The organism is Saccharothrix sp. NRRL B-16348 (assembly GCF_001280085.1).
In the GTDB taxonomy this organism is placed as follows: Bacteria; Actinomycetota; Actinomycetes; order Mycobacteriales; family Pseudonocardiaceae; genus Actinosynnema.
On sequence record NZ_LGED01000091.1, the window covers coordinates 91,893 to 111,489 of the forward strand.

Here is a 19,597-nt window from a genome sequence, read left to right on the forward strand (position 1 = left end):
AACGGGCAGTACGAGTTGGCGACGGCGGGCGCCGGGACGGCGTTGGTGGAGTTGCGGCTGGTCGGGCACGGGCTGCCGAGCGTGGTCGGCGCGGGGCGGACGGCGTCGCTGTTGACGTTGACGTTGCCGGGCGGGCAGGCGGCGCGGCAGGTCGGCGCGCGTTACGGCGGGGACACCCTGCCGGTGGCGGTCGTGTACGAGGTGCCGGAGGACGTGCGGGCGGCGACGTTCTCGGTGGCCGCGGGGACGGTGGCGTTGCCGCAGCTGGGCGAGGTCGCGGTGACCGGTGGCGCGGCGGTCGAGGTGCCGCTGGACTTCTGAGGTCGGTGCGCCTGTGCCTTGTGGGCGGCGCCGACCGCGACGGCCGCCAGCGCCAGCCACACCGTGATCAGCACGGTCAGTCCCGGCCAGCCGTGGGCCTGGTAGGCGGCGCTGCCCGCCGTGCCGCCGGTGCTGCTGCCGACGTAGTACGCGAACAGGTAGACGCCCGAGGCCTGGCCGCGGACGTGGTCGGGGGCGTGGGCGCCGACCCAGCCGCTCGCCACCGCGTGGGCGGCGAAGAAGCCGCCGGTGAACAGGGTGAGGCCGACGGCGATCGCGGCCACGTGGTCGGGGAGGGTGATCGCGGCGCCGGCGGCGGTCAGCGCGAGGCCGGCGAGGGCGACGCGGGCGCGGCCGTGGCGGTCGGCCAGGCGGCCCGCGGCGGCGGACGTGCCGCCGCCCGCCGCGTAGGCGAGGTAGACGAGGGTCGCGAGGCCGGTGGGCAGGCCCAGGTCGGTGGTGAGTCGGAAGCCGATGACGTTGAAGACCGAGATGAACGCCGCCACCGAGAGGATCGCGATCGCGTACTGGCAGAGCAGGACCCGGTCGGTGAGGGCGTCCCGGAGCGCGCTCGGGCGGCGTTCGGCGTGGTGGCCCTTGGGCAGCAGGAGGGCGGCGGTGATCGCGCAGGCCGCGCCGAACGCGCCGGCGAGGGCCAGGGCGGTGCGCCACGACGTGCCGTCGGTGGTGAAGCCGGTGATGAGGCGGCCGAGCATGCCGCCGGCGCTGTTGCCCGCGACCAGGGCTCCGATGGCCGCGCCGACGTGCGTCTTGGGTGCTTCCTGGGCGAGGAACGCCATGGCGCTCGCGGGGACGCCCGCGGTGGCGACGCCTTGCAGGGCTCGGGCGGCGAGGAGGGTTTCGTAGGTCGGGGCGAGCGGGAGGAGCAGGCCGAGGGCGGCGGCGGTGAGGACGGACCAGACGATGACGCGGCGTCGGCCGACCCGGTCGGCGACGGCGGCCATCGGGATGATCGCGAGGGCCAGGGCGCCGGTCGCGGCGCTGACGGCGAGGGACGCTTCGGCCGGCGTGAGGCGGAACTCGCGGGCGATGTCGGGCAGGACCGATTGCGGCGCGTAGAGCAGCGCGAACGTGGCCAGGCCGGTGGCGGCGACGGCGGTGGTGAGGCGGCTGGGCACGTCTTCGACGCTAATCCATGCGTCCAATGCGGCAGTTTGCGATAATCCATGCGGTGATGGATGAATTGGTGCCGCGACTGGCCGTTCTCCGCGCGTTGGCCGCGGACGAGCACGTCACCCACGCCGCCGAAGCCGTCGGCGTGCCCCAACCGACCGTGAGCCGCTGGCTGGCCGCCCTGGGCACGTCACTCGGCGCGCCGGTCGTCATACGATCGGGTCGCCGAGTCCGCCTGACCAGGGCAGGCCGCCTACTGTGCGAAGCCGCCGACCGCGCCCTGACCGCCCTGGAAGCCGGCCACCGCGCCGCGACCGAGGAAGTTTCACCCGAACGTGGCCAGGTCGCGCTCGGCTTCCTCCACCTCCTGGGCAGGTCGGTCGTCCCGACCCTGGTCAGCCGCTTCCGCGAACATCACCCGTCCGTGCGATTCCGCCTGGTCCAGAACTCGCGCCAGGACATCCTCACCCAGCTGGCCGACGGCGTCCTCGACCTGACCCTCGTCTCGCCGCCGCCGACCGACCCCGCGTTCACGCACGCCGTCGTGCGCGAGGAGGAGCTGATCCTCGTCGTCCCACCGGGCCACCACCTGGCCGGCCGCCGGTCGGTGCGGGTCGCCGAGCTGGCGGGCGAGGAGTTCGTCGGGCTGGAGCCGGGCTACGGCCTGCGGCAGATCACCGACGACCTGTGCGCCGCGGCCGGTTTCGTGCCCGCGCTGGCGTTCGAGGGCCAGGAGACCGAAACCGTCCGGGGGCTGGTCGCGGCGGGCCTGGGCGTCGCGCTGCTGCCGCACGCCGACTCGCCGTCAGGCCTGCCGGAGATCCCGCTCACCCCGCGGGCGGGGCGGGAGATCGCGCTGGTCTGGCTGACCGACGTGCCGCTCCCGCCGGCCGTCCAGGCGTTCCGGGAGCACGCGCTGGCCCCGTGATCCCGCTCACCGCCCCACCGCCCTGCCCGCCACGGCCCGTCCGCCTTTCCGCCGTACCGCTCCTCCCCCACCGTCCGCTTCAGGTGGTGGTCGGGGTGGTTGCGGTTCCTCGATTCAACCGAGGTGCGGTAACGGTGTTTCCGTACATTTTCCGGCCATGATCACCCGATCGTGTGCGGTCGGGTGTAGGTCTCGGCCAGTTCGATCAGGGTTCGGGCGGCGAAGCCGGTGGCTCCCGCGACCACCTCGTCGTAGACCTTGTCGGCTCGCGCGGGGCCGGCGATGTCCAGGTGGGCCCACGGGAGGCCACCCGTGAACTCCTTGAGGAACAGCGCCGCGGTGATGCCGCCGGGGCCGGGCGGGCACTGGCGGACGTCGGCGATGTCGCTCCGGACGTCCTCCGCCAAGTCCTCCAGCAGCGGCATCCGCCACCACGACTCGCCGACCCGCGCGCCGGACTCGGCCACGCGCGCGGCCAGGTCGTCGTCCGTGGCGAAGAGCCCACCGGTGCGCAGGCCGAGGCTCACCTTCATCGCGCCGGTCAGGGTCGCGACGTCCACGAGCACGTCCGGCCGCAGGTTCCGCACCGCGTAGGCCAGCGCGTCGGCCAGCACGAGCCTGCCCTCCGCGTCCGTGTTCGTCACCTCGGTCGTCGTGCCCCCGTACTGGGTGATCACGTCACCCGGTCGGTAGGCCGAACCCGACACGTGGTTCTCGGCGGCCGGCACGAGACCGGTCACCCGGACGGGCAGGCTCTGCCGCGCGATCCCCACCAGGGCCGCCACGACCGCCGCACCGCCGGACATGTCCGTGCGCATCAGGTGCATGCCCTCGGCGGGCTTGATCGAGACACCGCCGGTGTCGAACGTGATGCCCTTGCCGACCAGCACCAGGTGCGGCCCGTCCGCGCCGGCGTCGACGCCCGGCCACGTCAGCTCGATGAACCTCGGCGGCCGGGACGAGCCGCCGCCAACCGCCAGCACACCGCCGAACCCCTGCTCGGCCAGCCACTTCTCGTCCCGGACCTCGACCTGGAGACCGGGCACGGCGCGGGCGGCCTTCACCGCCGCGGCGGCCAGCCAGGACGGATCCTTCACATTTGACGGCATGTTCGCCAGGTCGCGCGCCAACGACGTCGCGGCGGCCAGCGCGTTCGCCTTCCGCACGACGTCCGCCAGCCCCACCACCCCGGTGACCAGGCGCAACGACTTCACCCTCGGCGGGGCCTCCGACGCGGTCACCTTGAACCGGTAGCCGCCGACCGCCGCGCCCAGCGTGAACGCCGCCACCGCCTCGGCCGCCACGTCAGCGGGCAGCCGCACGTCGAACGTCGTCCCGCCCGCCTTCTCGGCGTCCGCGTGCAGCGCCCGCACCAGCGACGCGCCCGCCTTGCGCCAGTCGCCCGGCCCGCCGTCGCCGACGCCGACGACCCACGTCCGACCCTGCCTGGACGTCGCACCGGCCGCGCCGCTCACGTCACCGACGTCGTCCACGCCCTCGCCACCGGGCCCCAACCGCACCGGGTCGCCGGGGAACGCGACGAGCACCGCGGGCACACCTCGCCGGAGGGTGTCGGCCACCTCGACGGTGACCAGCGGGGTGGGCAGGGGTGCTCGCACGGGGGGACCTCCGATAGGGCCGACAGGCGGTGGAACCGGTGGCGCCGCAGCTAAAGCCGCAGGTGAAGCCGCAGATGGGCCTCCGCTGCGACGTCGTCAGCGCACGGGACGCCACCGGCGCGGCACGACGTAGCGATGCCCCGGTTCCACAGTGGAAACCGGGGCGTCGACGCATTCTCTTCTCCGGCTGGTCAGCCGGCGGCTGCCTTGAGGGCGTCGCCCAGGGCGTTGGCCTCATCCGCCGACATCTCGACGACGAGGCGCCCACCACCCTCGAGCGGAACGCGCATCACGATGCCGCGCCCCTCCTTGGTCACCTCGAGGGGACCGTCGCCGGTCCGGGGCTTCATGGCCGCCATCGCGTGCTCCCTCCGTCAACATCTTCCCCGTCCGACCAGGGCCGGATACTCCGGCCATTCTCCCCTATGCGGACTCGGCAGCGAAACCGAACCGATCTTTCCGGCCGTCCGGCGACCGTTTGACGATCTTCACCAAGCCGCAGATCAGGGCCAGGATCGCCGTGCCGCAACGACTTCCGCGCCGGCCGCCGGCCGTCACCTGGTCGTGACCGCGCACGGCTCTGTGGCGTGTCGCGGGGTCGCCCTGACAGACTCGGCTCTCGTGCGAGCCCGTTCCGCGCTCTTCGACGTCTACGGCGGCCACCTCCGCGAGCGGGGTGGCGCGGCGACGATCGCCGCCCTGGTCCGGTTGCTGGAGCCGCTGGACTTCGCGGCCCCCGCCGTGCGCACGGCCGTCTCGCGCACCGTGCGGCAGGGCTGGCTGGAACCCGTCCGCCTGCCGGACGGCCCCGGCTACGCGATGACACCTCGCGCGGAACGGCGGCTCGACGAGGCGGCGGCCCGCATCTACCGCACCCGGCCGTCCACCTGGGACGGTCGCTGGCACGTGGTGGTGCTGGAGGAGCTGCCGGCGCGGGAGGCGCGCGAACGGCTCGCTTCCTCCCTGCAATTGCTCGGCTACGGCGCGCTGGGCCCGGTGACGTGGATCGCGCCGCGGCCGTCGCCGGAGCTGGCGGACGTGCTCACCGCGGAGCACGTCCTCGGCAGCACGTTCCACGGCGAGCACGAGGGCGACCCGGCGGAGCTGGCGGCCCGCGCGTGGGACCTGGCCACGCTGGGGCGGGACTACGCGCGGTTCGTGGCCGAGTGGGAGCCGGTGATGTCCGCTGTGGACGGTACGTCGCCGTCGGCGGCGTTCGCGGCGTCGCAGCGGTTCCTGCACGCCTGGCGCAAGTTCCTGTTCCGCGACCCCGGCCTGCCGCGCGAGCTGCTGCCCGCCGACTGGCCGGGCGCGGAGGCGGCCGAGTTCTTCGACCGGCACACGAACCGCCTCGCGCCCGCGGTGGCCAAGTTCGTCGACGACTGCCTCGCACACCACTAACCCGGAGGTCACCCCGTGTCCGAACTCCTCATCGACGACGCTGACGGCGTGCGCACCTTCACGCTCAACCGGCCCGAGTCGTTCAACTCGTTCACGGTGGCGTTGAAGGAGCGGTTCCTGGAGGCCGTGGTGGAGACCGCCGCGGACGACGCCGTGCGGGCGGTGGTCGTCACCGGGGCGGGGAAGGCGTTCTGCGCCGGTCAGGACCTGAAGGAGCACGTCGCGCTGCTGGAGGCGGGCGACCCGGCGCCGTTGGAGACGGTGGAGCGGCACTACAACCCGCTGATCAAGGCGATCGTCGGCATGCCGAAGCCGGTCATCGCGGCGGTGAACGGGACGGCGGCGGGCGCGGGGGCGTCGCTGGCGTACGCGTGCGACCTGCGGGTGGCGGGGGTCGGGGCGAAGTTCCTGATGGCGTTCGCGAACGTGGGGTTGACGGCGGACTCGGGCGCGTCGTGGACGTTGCCGCGGCTGATCGGGCACGGCCGGGCGATGGAGATGATGTTGTTGGCGCAGCCGGTCGGCGCCGAGGAGGCGTTGCGGATCGGCATGGTGGGCCAGGTCGTGCCGGACGGCGAGGTGCTGTCGACGGCGCAGGCGCTGGCCCGCAAGCTGGCCGCCGGGCCGACCACGGCCTACGCCAAGATCAAGGAGGCGATGGCGTTCTCCGGTGAGCTGGCGGCGGCGCTGGAGGTGGAGGCGCGCACGCAGGCGGAGGCGGGCGCGACGGCCGACCACCGCGAGGCGGTGGCCGCGTTCGTGGCCAAGCGGAAGCCGACGTTCACCGGTAAGTAGCGGTCAGGAACCGGCGCGGAAGCAGGCCGCGATGTGGTCGTCGACCATGCCGGTGGCCTGCATCAGCGCGTAGCAGGTGGTGGGGCCGAGGAACGCGAAGCCGCGGCGTTTGAGCTCCTTGGCCATCGCCTTGGACTCGGGCGTGACGGCGGGCACGTCGGCGATCGTGGCGGGCCGTTCGTGGTGCTCGGGCGCGAACGACCACAGCAGGTCGTCCAGCGGCACGTCCAGCTCGGCGACGGCGCGGGCGTTGGTGATCGTCGCGTTGATCTTGGCGCGGTTGCGGACGATGCCCGCGTCGGCCATCAGCCGGTCGAAGTCGGCGGGCCCGAACTCGGCGACGACCGCGGGCTTGAAGCCGGCGAAGGCGGCCCGGAAGTTCTCGCGCTTGCGCAGGATGGTGATCCAGGACAGGCCGGACTGGAACGACTCGAGCGACATCCGCTCGAACATCGCCGCCTCGCCGCGCAGCTCGACGCCCCACTCGGTGTCGTGGTAGGCGACGTAGTCGGGCGTGCTGTTGCCCCACGGGCAGCGGACCACATCAATCACGGGGCATACCTCCGGGCGAAAGCGGCGAAGCGGCGCAGCGACCATTTCACACCCGGCGCGAAGGCCAGGGTGAGCGGCAGGGCGATGTCCTCGGACCAGACCAGTTCGCTGCGCGCGTCACCGCGGGGGACGACGACGAACTCGCCGGTGCCGCGCACGAGGCGGCCGGTGTGCTCGACCGCGCAGCGCACCGGCGGCTCCCACGCGGTGATGCGCATGGTGTCGGTGAACCCGAGCGGGCCGAGGCCGGTGAACGCCGCCAGCCCGCTGCCCTCGCCGGCGCCGTCGCCGCTGGTCACGCGGACGGTGGTGCCGAGCATCCACTCGCCCTGCCTGGCCCAGTCGGTCAGCGCCGCCCAGGTGGTCCCGGCCGGCGCCTCGACGGCGACGCGCAGGTCAAGCCGGGTCATGCTCCGGCTCCCGGTCGGGTTCGGGCGCCTGCTCGTGGTCGACGCCCAGCTCGGCCTCCAGTTCCGCGACGCGGTCGCGCAGCCGTTCGACCTCGTCGGCCAGGCGGTCGAGCGCCCAGTCCACCTCGGTCATCTTGTAGCCGCGCAGGACCTGCTGGAACTTCAGGTCGCGCACGTCGTCCGGGGTCACGTCGTCGGACGGCAGGCGGGTCGGCGACGCGCCCGGCGGCAGCGGCGCCAGTTCCTCGCCACGCCCGAACACCAACGCGGCCAGCAGGAAGACCACGGCCGCGACGAGCGCCATGACGACGATGTAGATGAGCGCTGAGGTCACGTGACGATCGTGACACATGCCCCTCGGGTCAGACCGACGAGAACACCACACAGCGCCGGGCGAGGACGGCGAGCCGCAGCGCGATGGCGATCGACACGACGGTCGCGGCGGTCACCGGGGGCGACAGGAACAGCCGCGCCACGTCCAGGTAGGCGGTGGCGGCCAGGATCGCCACGTTGCTGAGCAGGGACAGGCCGACCGCGGCGACGGCGACCGCGCCGCCGAGCCTGGCCAGGGTCACTGTGCTGACCGCCGTGCGGGCCAGCCGCCGTCCGATGAGCAGCGCGAGCACCGCCGCGCCCGCCGCGAACCACGCCGACGTGTCGTTGAGCCGGGCGACGGTGAGGTACCAGTCGGGCGGCGGGGCGCTGAAGTCGTCCCAGGCGCCGATCCAGAACCTCCGGTTCAGCTCCCACATGACGTAGGCGAGGGGGATGACCAGCATCACCGACCGCAGCGTGCGCGCGCCGTAGGCGAGGCCGAGCAGGCCCTGGTACTCGCGGGCGATGGCGGTGACCGGGCCGAACTCGGCGACGGCGCGGCGTTGCGCGTCCTCCTCGCCGAGCCCGCGGTCGAGGTGCGCGGCGGCGGCGTCGTGGAGGCTGTCCCTGGCCTCGGCGAGCAGGTCGTCCTTGACCGGGTCCGGTCCGCGCAGCCGCCGGTCCAGGGCGGTCACGTAGTCGTCGATCACGCCTGCGCCGGCCACGGCCCACCTCCCAGCACGCCCTCGATGGCGGTGGTGAACTCGCGCCACGCGGTGCGCTCGGCGGCGAGGGCGCGCTGGCCGGCCTTCGTGAGCCGGTACGTGCGGCGCTGCCGGCCGCCGACGGTGCTCCACTCGCTGGTCACCAGGCCGGCGGTCTCCAGCCGGCGCAGGGCCGGGTAGACGGTGCCGGTGGGCAGGTCGAGGGCGCCGCCGCTGCGCCGCTGCAACGCCTCGATGATGGCGTAGCCGTGCAGCCGGCCGCCGTCGAGCGTGGCCAGCAGTAGCGCGTCCAGATGCCCCCGCAACGCGTCGGACTTCATGGGTAGGCACTCTACGGATCCAGGACCGGGGTGGGAATCCGGGACATCCCCGATGTTGAGTTGTCTGCCTACATATACCGTCCCTACTCATGGATGCTCTCGGACTGGCCCGGCTCCAGTTCGCCACCACGACGTCGTTCCACTTCCTGTTCGTGCTGCTGACGCTCGGACTGGTGACGTCGGTGGCGGTGATGCAGACCCGGGCCACGCTCTCCGCCGACCCCGTGCACGCCCGCATGACGCGCTTCTGGGGTCGGCTCTACGTGGTGAACTACGCGCTCGGCATCGCGACCGGCATCGTGATGGAGTTCCAGTTCGGGCTGAACTGGTCGGGCCTGTCGACGTTCGCCGGCGACGTGTTCGGCGCGCCGCTCGCGCTGGAGACGCTGGTGGCGTTCTTCCTGGAGTCGACGTTCCTCGGCCTGTGGATCTTCGGTTGGGACCGGCTGAACAAGTGGGCGCACCTGGCGCTGATCTGGCTGGTGGCGCTGACCGCGTTCGCCTCCGCGTTCTGGATCATGGTGGCGAACGCGTTCCTGCAGAACCCCGCCGGGCACGAGCTGCGCGACGGCGTGCTGCGGATGGTCGACTTCTCGGCGTTGTTGGCCAACCCGACGTTCGGCACGGCGTTCCTGCACGTGTGCTTCGCGTCGCTGACCGTCGGCGGGGTGTTCCTGACCGGCGTGAGCGCCTACCACTTCATCCGCCGCACGACGGAGGTCGACTTCTTCCGCCGGTCGCTGCGGCTGGGCGTGGTGCTGACCGCGCTGGCCACGCCCATGCTGATCGGCTTCGGGTTCGGGCAGTTCCCGATCGTGGAGCGCCACCAGCCGGAGAAGTTCGACACGGTCGGCGGGCTGGACGGCGCCGGCCTCGGGTTCATGATCCAGATCGGGTTCGTGCTGCTGCTGGTGAGCTGGGCGACCGTGCCGCTGCTGTTCCGCGACTGGGTGGTGCGGCTGCGGTTCCCGCTGTACCTGATGGTGCTCGGCATCCCGCTGCCGTTCGTCGCGGCGATCGGCGGGTGGCTGTTCCGCGAGATCGGGCGGCAGCCGTGGCTGGTCCAAGGGGTGCTGACGACGCGGGACGCGATGTCGCACGTGAGCGCGGACCAGATGCTCGTGTCGTTCATCGCGTTCACGGCGGTGTTCGCGGTGCTCGCGGTCGCCGACTGGGTGCTGATCGCCCGGTTGGCGCGGCGTGGACCGGTTTCCTCGGACGAGGCGCCGGTGTCGCCCCTCGTCCCGGCTCTGTGAGGGGTGTGTCGTGGAAGGTGTCTGGGTTGTCCTGCTGGCGTTCCTGACCTGCGGTTACTTCGCGTTGGCCGGGTTCGACTACGGGGTCGGGGTGCTGTTGCGGCTGGTCGGGCGGGACGAGCGGTCTCGGCGGGCGGTGTTGCGGGCGGTGACGCCGTTCTTCCTCGGCAACGAGGTGTGGCTGGTCGCGGCGGTGGGTGTGCTGTTCGGCGCGTTCCCCCGGCTGGAGGGCGAGTTGCTGTCGTCGCAGCACACGGTGTTCGCGGTGCTGTTGTCCGGGTTGGTGTGCTTCACGGTCGCGGTGCAGCTGCGGTCGCCCGGGTGGGACTTCCTGTTGGTGGGCGGCGCGGTCGTGGTCGCGGTCGGGTGGGGCGTGCTGCTGGGGCGCGTGCTCGGCGGGCCGGTGTGGCTGTGGGGCGCGGGGATGGTGGTGCTGTTCTCGTTGCACGGGGCGGTGTTCCTGGCTTGGCGGTTGTCGGGTGAGCTGCGGGAGCGGGCGTCGCGGATCGCGGGTCTGCTGGTGCTGCCCGGTGCGGGTTTCGTGGTGGCGGCGGTGGTGACGGCCGGGTCCGTGCCGGTGCCCGCGTTCGGGGTGACGGCGGTGGTGGCTCTGGGGTTGTTGGGTGGTGTTTGGGTGGCGTTGCGGGCGGGGCGGCATCGGGTGGCTTTCGGGTGCAGCGCGCTGCTGTGCGCGTTGCCGGTGGTGGGCGTGTTCGGGGCGCGGTCGGTGGTGACGGTGTCGGTGATGGCGGACGTGTCGACGTTGCGGGTGCTGACGTGGGCGGCGGTCGTGGTGGTGCCGTTGGTGCTGGTGTTCCAGTGGGCGACTTGGCGGATGTCCCGTGCGGCACGTTGACCGGGGGTACGTCGTCGTCCTGGCCGTGTTGGCGGTGCTGACGGCGGTGGTGGTGTTGGCGCAGGCCGAGGTGTTGGCGGCGGTGCTGGGTGGCGCTTGGTCCGCGTGGTGGTTGGTGGCGGTGGTCCTGGTGCGCGCGGGCGTGGTGTGGGGCGGGCGGGTCGTGACGCAGCGCTGTGCGGCGTCGATGAAGGCTTCGTTGCGCAAGCGCGTGTTGCGCGGATCCACGGGGTCTTCCGGGACTTCGGGGTCCGTGATCACGCTCGTGGTGAAGGGGTTGGACGCGGTGGAGCCGTACTTCGCCGGGTACCTGCCGCAAGTCGTGGTGGCGGCTGTGGTGCCGGTCGCGGTGGTGGTGCGGTTGTCGTTCGCGGACCTGACGTCGGCGGTGGTGGTGCTGGTGACGTTGCCGCTGGTGCCGGTGTTCGCCGCGCTGGTCGGCCTGCACACCCGGGACCGGACGCGGGCGCAGTGGGAGGGGCTGGCGGTGGTCGGCGGGCACTTCCTGGACGTGGTGCGCGGGTTGGGCACGTTGAAGGTGTTCGGGCGGGCGGCGGCGCAGGCGGCGACCGTGCGGTCGATGGCGGGGGCGCACGCGGCGGCGACGATGCGGACGCTGCGGGTCGCGTTCCTGTCGGCGCTGGTGCTGGAGCTGGTGGCGACGTTGTCGGTGGCGCTGGTGGCGGTGCCGGTGGGGTTGCGGCTGCTGCACGGCGGGGTGACGTTGCAGGTGGCGCTGCTGGTGCTGCTGCTGGCGCCGGAGGCGTACCTGCCGCTGCGGTCGGCGGGCTCGCAGTTCCACGCGTCGGCCGAAGGGCTGGCCGTGCTGGACGCCGTCGCCGCGCAAGGGTCCCCGGCCGCGGCTACGCAGGGATCCCCGCCTGCGCCTGCGCAAGGGTCCCCGACCGCGCCTGTGCAGGGATCCCCGGCTGCGGCTGTGCAAGGGTCCCCGACCGCGCCTGCGCAGGGATCCCCGGCTGTGGCCGTGCAAGGGTCCCCGGCTGTGGCTGCGCAGGGGTCCCCGCCGGGGGGATCCCCGGTTTCGATACTGCCAGGGAGGACCGACGAAAAGGGGTCGTCGAACGCGGCCTGTGGACAACTCGGCGAGCGGTCCGGTGCGGTGGTGGGCGGGGTGTCGGTGAGCGGTGTGGTGGTGGGTGCGGTGCGGGCACCCGATCTGCGGACCGCCGAGATCGTGGTGGAACGGGTCGTGGTCCGGTACCCGGGGCGGGAGGCGTTGGGCGGCATGTCGTTGCGGATCGCGGCCGGCGAGAGGGTGGCGTTGGCAGGGCCCAGCGGGGTCGGGAAGAGCACGTTGTTGGCCGTGCTGATGGGGTTCGTGACGCCCGCGTCGGGGCGGGTGCTGGTCGGCGGGGTGGACCTGCGCGAGATCGACCGCGATTCGTGGTTGCGGCAGCTCGCGTGGGTGCCGCAGCGGCCGACGCTGTTCCCCGGCACGGTCGGCGAGAACATCGCGCTCGGCTCGACCGGTGACGTGCGCGCCGCCGCGGCCGAGATGGGGTTGGCGCACCTGGTCGACGCCGAGCACCCGCTGTCCTCCGGTGAACGGCAGCGGGTCGCGTTGGCACGCGCGCTGGTGCGGGACGACGCGCGGATGCTGCTGCTGGACGAGCCGACGTCCCGGCTGGACGCCGGCACCGAGGACGCGGTGCTGCGGGCGACGCGGCGGCTCGCGTCCGGGCGGACGGCGGTCGTCGTGGCGCACCGGCCCGTGGTGCTCGGCGAGGTCGACCGGGTGGTGGCGTTCGGATGAGGCGACTGGTGCTCGCGGTGGCCGCCGGGGTGGCCGCCGAACTCGCCGGGATCGGGCTCATGACCACCGCCGTGTGGCTCATCACGCGTGCCGCCGGGCAGCCGCCGCTGTCGGCGTTGACGGTCGCGATCGTGGCGGTGCGGACGCTGGCCCTGGCGCGCGGCGGTCTGCGGTACGCCGAGCGGCTGGCCGGGCACTCGGCCGTGCTGCGGCACCTGGCGGAGGTGCGCGGCCGGGTGTACGACGCGTTGCTGCGCCGCCCGCTCGCCAGAGGTGACGCGCTCACCCGGCTCGTGTCCGATGTGGACGCTGTGCAGGACGCGTGGCTGCGGTGCGCGCTGCCGGGTGCGGTGGCGGTCGTGGTGGGCGTGGTGGCGTTGGTCGCGACGGGCTTCGCGTGGCCGTTGGCGGTCGGGTTGGTGGTCACGGTGTGCGTCATCCCGTGGGCCGCTCACGCGGTGGCGGTGCGGCACTTGAGGGTGCTCGCGCCGTTGCGGTCGGAGTTGGCGGAACGGACCGTCGTGCTGCTGGACGGTGCCGCGGAGCTGACGGCTTTCGGCGCCTTGGACCGTGAACTGGACGCGACCGGCCGGGTGGTCGACGCGCTGGCGGAGCGGGAACGGCGGGGCGGGCTCGGCGCGGCGGCGTTGGCGGCGTTGGCCGTGGTCGTGCAGTTCGGGGTGGCGTTGGCGTTCCTGCGGTCCGGTGCGCCGGCGCACGTCGTGCTCGGCTCGGTGGCGGTGCTGGAGGTGACGGTGCCGTTGGCGGCGGCGGCTCAGCGGTGGGCGGAGGTGCGGGGGTCGGTCGGACGGGTGCGGGAGGCGTTGCGGGCGGTGGAGGCGCCGGTGCCGGACGTGGAGCTGCCCGCAGGGAGGGTTGGCGTGGTGGGTGCGAGCGGGGCGGGGAAGAGCACTTTTCTGCGGGCGTTGGCCGCCGCGCACCCCGGCGTCGCCAAGGGGGTGCTGGACGACGCGCACGTCTTCCACGCCACCGTGGAGGCGAACGTGCGGCTCGCCCGGCCGGAGGCGTCACGGGAGGAGTTGGACCGGGTGGCCGAGTTGGTGGACTTGGACGTGCCGTGGGACACCGTCGTCGGCGAGGACGGCGACGCGTTGTCCGGCGGTCAGCGGCAACGCCTGCTGCTGGCACGTGCCCTGCTGGCCGACCCGGACGTGCTGCTGCTGGACGAGCCGGTGGAGGGTCTGGCCGTCGAACACGGTGACGCCGTGCTGCGCCGCGTGCTCGACCACGCCCGAGGCACCGTCGTGCTGGTCACGCACCGGCTCGCGCCGCTGGTCGACTTCGACCGGATCGTGGTGTTCGAGGACGGCCACATCACCCAGGACGGCACGCACGCCGAACTGGTGCGGACCCCCGGCTACTACCGCGACCGCTGGAGCACCGAGCGCATGGCGGGCCGGTCCTCGGCGGGCACGTCCACCGGCGACGGCAGCCACTCGCCGTCGAACGGCACGAACTGCGTCAACGTCGACGACGCCACCGGCACGCCGCACCGGCGCAGCGCGGTGACCGCGATCTGAGCCGCCATCGGCCCGAGCTGCCGCAGGTCCCGGTTGCGGTGCTTGCGCACACCCAGGTTGACCTGCGCGATCCCGGCCAGGCCGTACCGGGTGTGCGCGTCGAGCAGCAGGCCGATCTCCACGCCGTAACCGGGCGCGAACGGCACCGACTCCAGGAACTCGCGCGTGCCCGCGTACTCGCCGCCCAACGGCTGCACGACGCCCGCCAGCTCGGGCCGCAGGGCGTTGAGCAGCGGCCGGGCCGCCAACTCGGTGACCCGGCCGCCGCCGGTGCTCTCCAGCCGCAACGGCCGCCGGTAGAAGCCCTTGACCAGGTGCACGTCGTCACGGGTGAGCAGCGGGCCGAGGAGGGCGGGCACGAAGTCCGGATCGGGGTCGACCAGGTCGGAGTCGAGGAACACGACCAGGTCGCCGGTGGTGGCGGCCAGCGAACGCCAGAGGACCTCGCCCTTGCCGGGCCGGGGCGCCAGGTCCGGCAGCACGTCGGTCCGGTGCACGACCCGTGCCCCGGCGGCGGCCGCGCGGGCGGCCGTGTCGTCGGTGGAGCCGGAGTCGACGACCACGAGTTCGTCCACGAGAGTGCCCAGGAGCGGGCGGACCACGGCGACGACGTCGGCCACCGTCTCCTCTTCGTTCAGGGCCGGGAGGACGACGCTGACCGTGCGGTTCCCCTTGTGGGCGAGGAGTTCTGGGGCGGTCCACTGTGGACGTTGCCACGTGTTGGCCGCGAACCAGTCGGTCATCAGGCCAGCGCTCGGAGGACGCGCGCCGGCGGCCGCGTGCCCGCGATGCTCGCCACCATCTCCACCACCCGCCGGGTCTGCCGCACCTGGTGCGCCCGGAACACCTTCGCGCCGGCCCACGCGGCCACGGAGGTCGCGGCCAGCGTGCCGTCGACCCGGTCCTCCAGCTCCACGCCCAGGGTCTCGCCGACGAAGTCCTTGTTCGACAACGCCATCAGCACCGGCCAGCCCGTGGCCACCAGCTCGTCGAGCCGCCGCAGCAGCTCCAGGCCGTGCCAGGTGTTCTTGCCGAAGTCGTGGGTCGGGTCGATCAGCACGCCCTCGGCGGGCACGCCCAGCGCCACCATCCGCTCGGCCCGCCCGACCAGCTCCGCGACCACGGACGCCACCACGTCGGCGTACCGGACGCGGTGCGGGTCGGTGCGCGGTTCGAGGCCGCCGGTGTGCGAGCAGACGATGCCGACGCCGAACTCCGCCGCCACCTCGGCCAACGCCGGGTCCGCGCCCGCCCACGTGTCGTTGATCAGGTCCGCGCCCACCTCGCACACCGCGCGACCCACCTCGTGCCGCCACGTGTCGACGCTGATCACCAGGTCGGGGTGCCGTTCCCGGACGGCCGCGACGAACGGCACGACCCGCCGCGCCTCCTCGGTGGCGTCCACCACCTCGCCCTTGGAGCCCGCCTTGACCCCGCCGATGTCGACGATGTCCGCGCCCTCGGCGACCGCCCGGTCGACCGCGGCCATCGCGGCGGCGTCGGAGAACGTCGCGCCGCGGTCGTAGAACGAGTCGCGCGTCCGGTTGACGATCGCCATCACCAGCGCGCGATCTCCGGCGACTTCCCGTGAACCGAACCGCATGACGGCATCGTGCCACGTCCACTCACGAAGTGAGCTGCGTCACAGACCTCTGCTACTGACGAGTAGGTTCAGTGTTTACTCGCCGGTAACACCCTGCGTGATCCCGGTCACGGTCAAGGAGGACCTCGTGCGCCGATCACTTCCCCTGCTGCTCGCCGCTGTGGTGGCACTCGCGGTGGCACCGCCCTCTGCCGCCGCGTCGCCCGGTTTCGCGGTGGCCTACCAGACCATTCCCGGTGAGGGCGGCACGCCGCTCAAGGCCTTCGTCGTCACGCCGACCGGGCGCGGGAGCGGGCCGTTCCCGTTGATCGTGCTGCCGTCGAGCTGGGGCGTGAACAACATCGAGTACGTCGGCGCGGCGGCCAGGATGGCCTACGAGTCCGGGTACTCGGTGATCAGCTACACCTCGCGCGGGTTCTACGACTCGGCGGGCGAGATCGACGTGGCCGGGCCGGACACCGTCGCGGACGTCAGCCGGGTGATCGACTGGGGTCTCGCGCACGCCGGCGGCGACCCGGCGCGGATCGGCGTCGGCGGTATCTCCTACGGCGCGGGCCAGTCCCTGCTCGCCGCGGCGCGCGACCCGCGGATCAAGGCGGTGGCGGCGCTGAGCACGTGGACCGACCTGGCGCGCTCGCTGTACCCGAACGAGACCGTGAGCGCGCAGGCGGTCGAGCTGCTGCTGGCGGCCGGGAAGCTGACCGGCCGGCCGGGGGCGGTGCTGCGCGAGGCGGAAGCCGCTTACCGGGAGAACCGGTTCGAGGACGTGCTGCCGATCTCGCCGCCGCGCTCGCCGGCGACGTACGCGTCGTCCATCAAGGCCGCGGTGATGATCGGCAACGCGTGGAACGACGGGCTGTTCGCGCCGAGCCAGATCACGGACTTCTTCGGCGCGCTGACCGGGCCGAAGCGGTTGATGCTCTCGCCGGGTGATCACGCGACGGCCGAGCTGTTCGGCGCGGCGGGGTTGCCCAACGAGATCTGGGCCTCGGTCGGGCGATGGTTCGACCACCACCTCAAGGGCGCGGCGAACGGGATCGAGCGTGAGCTGCCCGTGCAGGTCAAGCCGAACAACGGGGGCGCCTGGCGGTCGTACCCGTCGTGGGCGGCGGTGACCGCGCGGACGAGCACGGTGGCGTTGAGCGCGGACCGGATCGGCGCCGGGTGGCCCACCATCGCGGAGAGCGGGACGGTGCTGGTGTCGGGGGCGTTGCAGGGGTTCCTGCGGCTGCCGGTCGGCGTGTCGACGCCGTTGATCGACCGGGGTGCGGCGGCGGTGTGGCGTGGACCGGTGGAGTGGAGCGGTTCGACGGTGAGCGGCACGCCGAGAGTGCGCCTGACGGTGACGGCGAGTGCGGCCCGGACGACGCTGTACGCGTACTTGTACGAGGTGAACGGGCTGGGGTTGGGCGCTTTGGTCACGCACAAGCCGGTGACGGTGGACGGGGGCGGGCCGCGGGTGCTGGACGTCGACCTCGAACCGGTGGTGTGGAACGTGGCGGCGGGCAACCGGCTGGTGCTGGTCGTGGACACCGTGGACGCCCGGTACAAGGGGTCGAGTGCGCTCGGGTCGTCGGTGGCGTTCGGTGCGGATTCGTGGTTGGCGGTGCCACGGGGGTGAGCCGCGATGACCCGAAGCCCTTCCTCCGGGATGGCGCGTGATCGAGCCGCGGTGTCCCGCTAGACCTTCGGCAGGGTGGTGACGGCGGCCTCGCTCAGCGTGGTGGCGATGGCGCAGACGGGGAGGCCCTCGCCGGCCTCGTACTCGCGGACCGACAGTTGCAGCAGCTCGGCCGGTCGTCCGGGCCGGTGCACGACGTGAACCGTGCAGCGGTCGTTGCCGGGCGTGACGAACGCGTCCCGGTCGCCCAGCCGGGTGGGACGGCCGTCGCCCGCGTTCGGCGTGGTCGACTGGTCGAAGCGCACGTCCACCTCGACCCGGTCGGCCGTGCCGGACCAGCCGCACTCCCACCGCCCGTAGCCGACCTGGGGGTGGGTGGCGTCGATGCCGGGCACGGAGGCGGTCAGCGCTTCGGCGTCGAGCACGGCGCAGGCGTCGAGGTTCGCCAGTGAGTCCGGGTGAAAGGGCGGTCGTCGGGTGATCCGCTGCCCCTCCCAGTAGGCCTGGTCGAGGACGGTGGCGGCGGTGGTGGCGGCCGAGTCGGCGATCTCGCACAGCGGTGCCGTGCCGGGATCGTCCGCGTAGTCCGCGCTGACGACGACGGTCGGGCGGTCGGCGCCGTCGGGCAGCCTCAAGGTGCGCGCGCACCGTTCGCTTTCCGCGGGCCACGCCACGACGTCGATCGCGCCCACCCGGTTCGTGGTCGACGGGCCTTGCTTCACGGGTCGGTCGCTGAAGCGCACTTCGACGTCGACCCGGGCCCTGTCGCCGGCACGACGACGATGATGACGTCGCGGGTCACTTGCAGGACCACGTTGTGCCGACCGGTCACCTGCGCCGACTGGGTGACCCTCGACGTGTCGTCGCCAGACGATCCCGAGCCGGAGCCCTCATCACGGTCAGTGACGTCATCAGACACTGCGCCATCATGGCGCACCTCCGCGGTGACCGCTGGATCGGTGAGCCGAGGCTGACCCTGACAGCGGGTGACAGGAATGCCTGACAGGATTCCCCGCATGGAATCCAAGTCGACGTTCAAGATCACCCGGTGGGACCAGACCGTCTACGACGAGGCGGAGCCGCAGCTGGGCCGGGCGCTCGTGGACAAGGCCTACAGCGGCGTCATGGAGGGCACCAGCACGGCCGAGCTGACGATGTGCCAGCCGTCGGACGGTGCCGCCGGGTACGTGGGCACCGAGAGGTTCGTCGGCACGCTCGACGGCAAGGTCGGGACGTTCGTCCTGCAGCACGGCGCGGTCATGTCCGGTGACGACGCGCAGTTCTGGGGTCACATCGTGCCGGGCTCGGGCACCGGCGAGCTGGCGGGCATCTCCGGCACGGCCCGGCTGGAGCACGAGCTGATCACCCTGGACGCCGACCTTGGCTGACCGCGAGCGGGTGATCGCCTACCGGGTCGCCGCGCACCAGTTCGACCGGTCCGTCACCGAGGCGTCCGGGCTGCGGGTGTTCGACCTCGGGCTCCAGGATTCGGAACGGTCGGCGGTGCCCGCGTTGGCGGCGCGGTTGGAGCAGGTGCCCGAGCTGGACGCGTTCACCCTCACGTGGAGCGTGCGGGGTGCGCCGCACTGGCACCGGGACGACGAGGTGCCGTCGTTGGCGGCACGGCTGTGGCCGTTGAGCGACGCCGACGCGGTGGCCCGGATGAACCGGCCGCCGGTGGAGCACGGGCGCGAGGTGCTGCACGAGGTGGCGTCGGCGCTGCGCGAGGTGGTGACGGGGCCGATGACGAAGGGCGAGGCGTCGTCGCGGCTCACGGCGAAGGTGCGCGCGGAGGTCAGCGGCTGGTGTCGGGGCTGCGATGCGACGCACGTGCTGGACCCGATCTTCCGGCTCGCCGTGCTGCCCGCCGGGCTGCGGTTCGACCCGGCGGAGAAGACGGTGACGTTCGTGCCGTTGGAGGGCAGGCGCGAGGTGCCCCGGGAGACCGCGGGGTTCGAGGCGTTGATCGCGGACTACCTGCGGCTGCACGGTCCCGCCGGGCCGTCGGAGGTGGCGCACTACTTCGGCGCGCCGGTGCGGGAGGTGAAGGACGTGTGGCCGGACGACCTGGTCGCGGTGTCCAAGCGGGCGTGGTTGCCCGCCGACCGGATGGCGGCGTTCGAGAACCCGCCGGAGCCCGAGGTGGTGCGGCTGCTGCCGCCGTTGGACCCCTACCTGAACGCCCGCGACCGCGACCTGCTCGTGCCCGACAAGGCGCACCAGAAGCAGGTGTGGCGCATCCTGGGTCGGCGGGGCGCGCTGCTCGTGGACGGCGAGATCCTGGGCACCTGGCAGGCGAAGGCGACGGGGTCCCGGCTGGACGTGAAGGTGTCGCCGTTCGTGCCGTTGGACGTCGGGATGTTCGCGGAGGAGGCGACGCGGTTGGCCGTCGCCCGAGGTCTGGAGGAGGCCCGGGTCGCCTAGCG

Annotated in this window: 20 protein-coding genes and 1 pseudogene; 10 read left to right on the forward strand and 11 right to left on the reverse strand. The window is 73.0% G+C overall.

Going from position 1 to position 19,597, the window contains the following annotated elements:
• Positions 1–161: 161 nt before the first annotated feature.
• Positions 162–1,460, reverse strand: coding sequence for an MFS transporter (locus ADK67_RS10835; RefSeq protein WP_053716268.1), 1,299 nt, complete (start codon positions 1,458–1,460; stop codon positions 162–164).
• Positions 1,461–1,516: 56 nt separating this feature from the next.
• On the opposite strand from ADK67_RS10835, the gene ADK67_RS10840 reads away from it, so the two are divergent.
• On the forward strand, positions 1,517–2,383 hold the full coding sequence (locus tag ADK67_RS10840) for a LysR family transcriptional regulator (RefSeq protein ID WP_231648123.1): 867 nt from the start codon (positions 1,517–1,519) through the stop codon (positions 2,381–2,383).
• A 161-nt stretch (positions 2,384–2,544) separates the two neighbouring features.
• On the opposite strand, the gene ADK67_RS10845 is transcribed toward ADK67_RS10840, so the two are convergent.
• Together ADK67_RS10845 and ADK67_RS48865 are read right to left on the reverse strand one after the other, a co-directional pair.
• Positions 2,545–4,002, reverse strand: a complete 1,458-nt coding sequence (locus ADK67_RS10845) for a leucyl aminopeptidase family protein (protein WP_053716270.1) — start codon at positions 4,000–4,002, stop codon at positions 2,545–2,547.
• 191 nt (positions 4,003–4,193) lie between these two features.
• Positions 4,194–4,361: a DUF3117 domain-containing protein gene (locus tag ADK67_RS48865; RefSeq protein WP_012783412.1), complete on the reverse strand. Its 168-nt coding sequence runs from the start codon at positions 4,359–4,361 to the stop codon at positions 4,194–4,196.
• 262 nt (positions 4,362–4,623) lie between these two features.
• On the opposite strand from ADK67_RS48865, the gene ADK67_RS10850 reads away from it, so the two are divergent.
• Both ADK67_RS10850 and ADK67_RS10855 read left to right on the forward strand, forming a co-directional pair.
• Positions 4,624–5,403, forward strand: a complete 780-nt coding sequence (locus tag ADK67_RS10850) for a PaaX family transcriptional regulator (RefSeq protein ID WP_053716271.1) — start codon at positions 4,624–4,626, stop codon at positions 5,401–5,403.
• Positions 5,404–5,418: 15 nt separating this feature from the next.
• Positions 5,419–6,198 carry an enoyl-CoA hydratase-related protein gene (locus tag ADK67_RS10855; protein WP_053716272.1) on the forward strand — a complete coding sequence of 260 codons (780 nt, stop codon included), beginning with the start codon at positions 5,419–5,421 and terminating at the stop codon, positions 6,196–6,198.
• Between the two features lie 3 nt (positions 6,199–6,201).
• On the opposite strand, the gene ADK67_RS10860 is transcribed toward ADK67_RS10855, so the two are convergent.
• From ADK67_RS10860 to ADK67_RS10880, 5 genes are read right to left on the reverse strand one after another with little or no spacing between them, the layout of a single operon-like run.
• Positions 6,202–6,741: a DNA-3-methyladenine glycosylase I gene (locus tag ADK67_RS10860; RefSeq protein WP_442974125.1), complete on the reverse strand. Its 540-nt coding sequence runs from the start codon at positions 6,739–6,741 to the stop codon at positions 6,202–6,204.
• 5 nt (positions 6,742–6,746) lie between these two features.
• On the reverse strand, positions 6,747–7,160 hold the full coding sequence (locus ADK67_RS10865; protein WP_053716274.1) for an SRPBCC family protein: 414 nt from the start codon (positions 7,158–7,160) through the stop codon (positions 6,747–6,749).
• Positions 7,147–7,494, reverse strand: a complete 348-nt coding sequence (locus tag ADK67_RS10870; protein ID WP_053716275.1) for a DivIVA domain-containing protein — start codon at positions 7,492–7,494, stop codon at positions 7,147–7,149. The genes ADK67_RS10865 and ADK67_RS10870 overlap by 14 nt, the downstream gene beginning before the upstream one ends.
• Positions 7,495–7,522: 28 nt before the next feature.
• Positions 7,523–8,200, reverse strand: a complete 678-nt coding sequence (locus ADK67_RS10875; protein WP_053716276.1) for a permease prefix domain 1-containing protein — start codon at positions 8,198–8,200, stop codon at positions 7,523–7,525.
• On the reverse strand, positions 8,182–8,520 hold the full coding sequence (locus tag ADK67_RS10880) for a PadR family transcriptional regulator (RefSeq protein WP_053716277.1): 339 nt from the start codon (positions 8,518–8,520) through the stop codon (positions 8,182–8,184). Before ADK67_RS10880 ends, ADK67_RS10875 begins: the two co-directional genes overlap by 19 nt.
• 89 nt (positions 8,521–8,609) lie before the next feature.
• On the opposite strand from ADK67_RS10880, the gene ADK67_RS10885 reads away from it, so the two are divergent.
• From ADK67_RS10885 to ADK67_RS10900, 4 genes and pseudogenes are all read left to right on the forward strand, one after another.
• Complete coding sequence (locus ADK67_RS10885) at positions 8,610–9,776, forward strand: cytochrome ubiquinol oxidase subunit I (RefSeq protein WP_053716278.1); 1,167 nt, start codon at positions 8,610–8,612, stop codon at positions 9,774–9,776.
• A 10-nt stretch (positions 9,777–9,786) separates the two neighbouring features.
• A complete protein-coding gene (locus tag ADK67_RS10890) occupies positions 9,787–10,632 on the forward strand; it encodes a cytochrome d ubiquinol oxidase subunit II (RefSeq protein WP_053716279.1) in 846 nt (281 codons plus the stop codon).
• Positions 10,619–12,406: an ABC transporter ATP-binding protein/permease gene (locus ADK67_RS53505; protein WP_053716280.1), complete on the forward strand. Its 1,788-nt coding sequence runs from the start codon at positions 10,619–10,621 to the stop codon at positions 12,404–12,406. Before ADK67_RS10890 ends, ADK67_RS53505 begins: the two co-directional genes overlap by 14 nt.
• Positions 12,407–12,465: 59 nt before the next feature.
• Positions 12,466–13,590, forward strand: a pseudogene (locus ADK67_RS10900) (ATP-binding cassette domain-containing protein); the annotation flags it as partial.
• Positions 13,591–13,787: 197 nt separating this feature from the next.
• On the opposite strand, the gene ADK67_RS48870 reads toward ADK67_RS10900, so the two are convergent.
• Positions 13,788–14,690: a glucosyl-3-phosphoglycerate synthase gene (locus tag ADK67_RS48870; protein ID WP_082403375.1), complete on the reverse strand. Its 903-nt coding sequence runs from the start codon at positions 14,688–14,690 to the stop codon at positions 13,788–13,790.
• Positions 14,690–15,550: a dihydropteroate synthase gene (gene folP, locus ADK67_RS10905; RefSeq protein WP_053716282.1), complete on the reverse strand. Its 861-nt coding sequence runs from the start codon at positions 15,548–15,550 to the stop codon at positions 14,690–14,692. Before folP ends, ADK67_RS48870 begins: the two co-directional genes overlap by 1 nt.
• A gap of 127 nt (positions 15,551–15,677) precedes the next feature.
• Here folP and ADK67_RS10910 point away from each other — a divergent pair, with 127 nt between their 5' ends.
• Positions 15,678–17,171 (forward strand): CocE/NonD family hydrolase, encoded by a 1,494-nt coding sequence (locus ADK67_RS10910; RefSeq protein WP_053716310.1) that lies wholly within the window; start codon positions 15,678–15,680, stop codon positions 17,169–17,171.
• 59 nt (positions 17,172–17,230) lie between these two features.
• Here the strand turns inward: ADK67_RS10910 and ADK67_RS10915 are convergent, their stop codons facing one another.
• Positions 17,231–17,893, reverse strand: a complete 663-nt coding sequence (locus ADK67_RS10915; protein ID WP_157620108.1) for a hypothetical protein — start codon at positions 17,891–17,893, stop codon at positions 17,231–17,233.
• Positions 17,894–18,187: 294 nt separating this feature from the next.
• Between ADK67_RS10915 and ADK67_RS10925 the strand changes: the two genes are divergently transcribed.
• Both ADK67_RS10925 and ADK67_RS10930 read left to right on the forward strand, forming a co-directional pair.
• Entirely contained in the window at positions 18,188–18,559 is a 372-nt protein-coding gene (locus ADK67_RS10925; protein ID WP_053716285.1) for a DUF3224 domain-containing protein, read from the forward strand.
• Positions 18,552–19,595 (forward strand): DNA glycosylase AlkZ-like family protein, encoded by a 1,044-nt coding sequence (locus tag ADK67_RS10930; RefSeq protein ID WP_063797562.1) that lies wholly within the window; start codon positions 18,552–18,554, stop codon positions 19,593–19,595. Before ADK67_RS10925 ends, ADK67_RS10930 begins: the two co-directional genes overlap by 8 nt.
• Positions 19,596–19,597 lie beyond the last annotated feature (2 nt).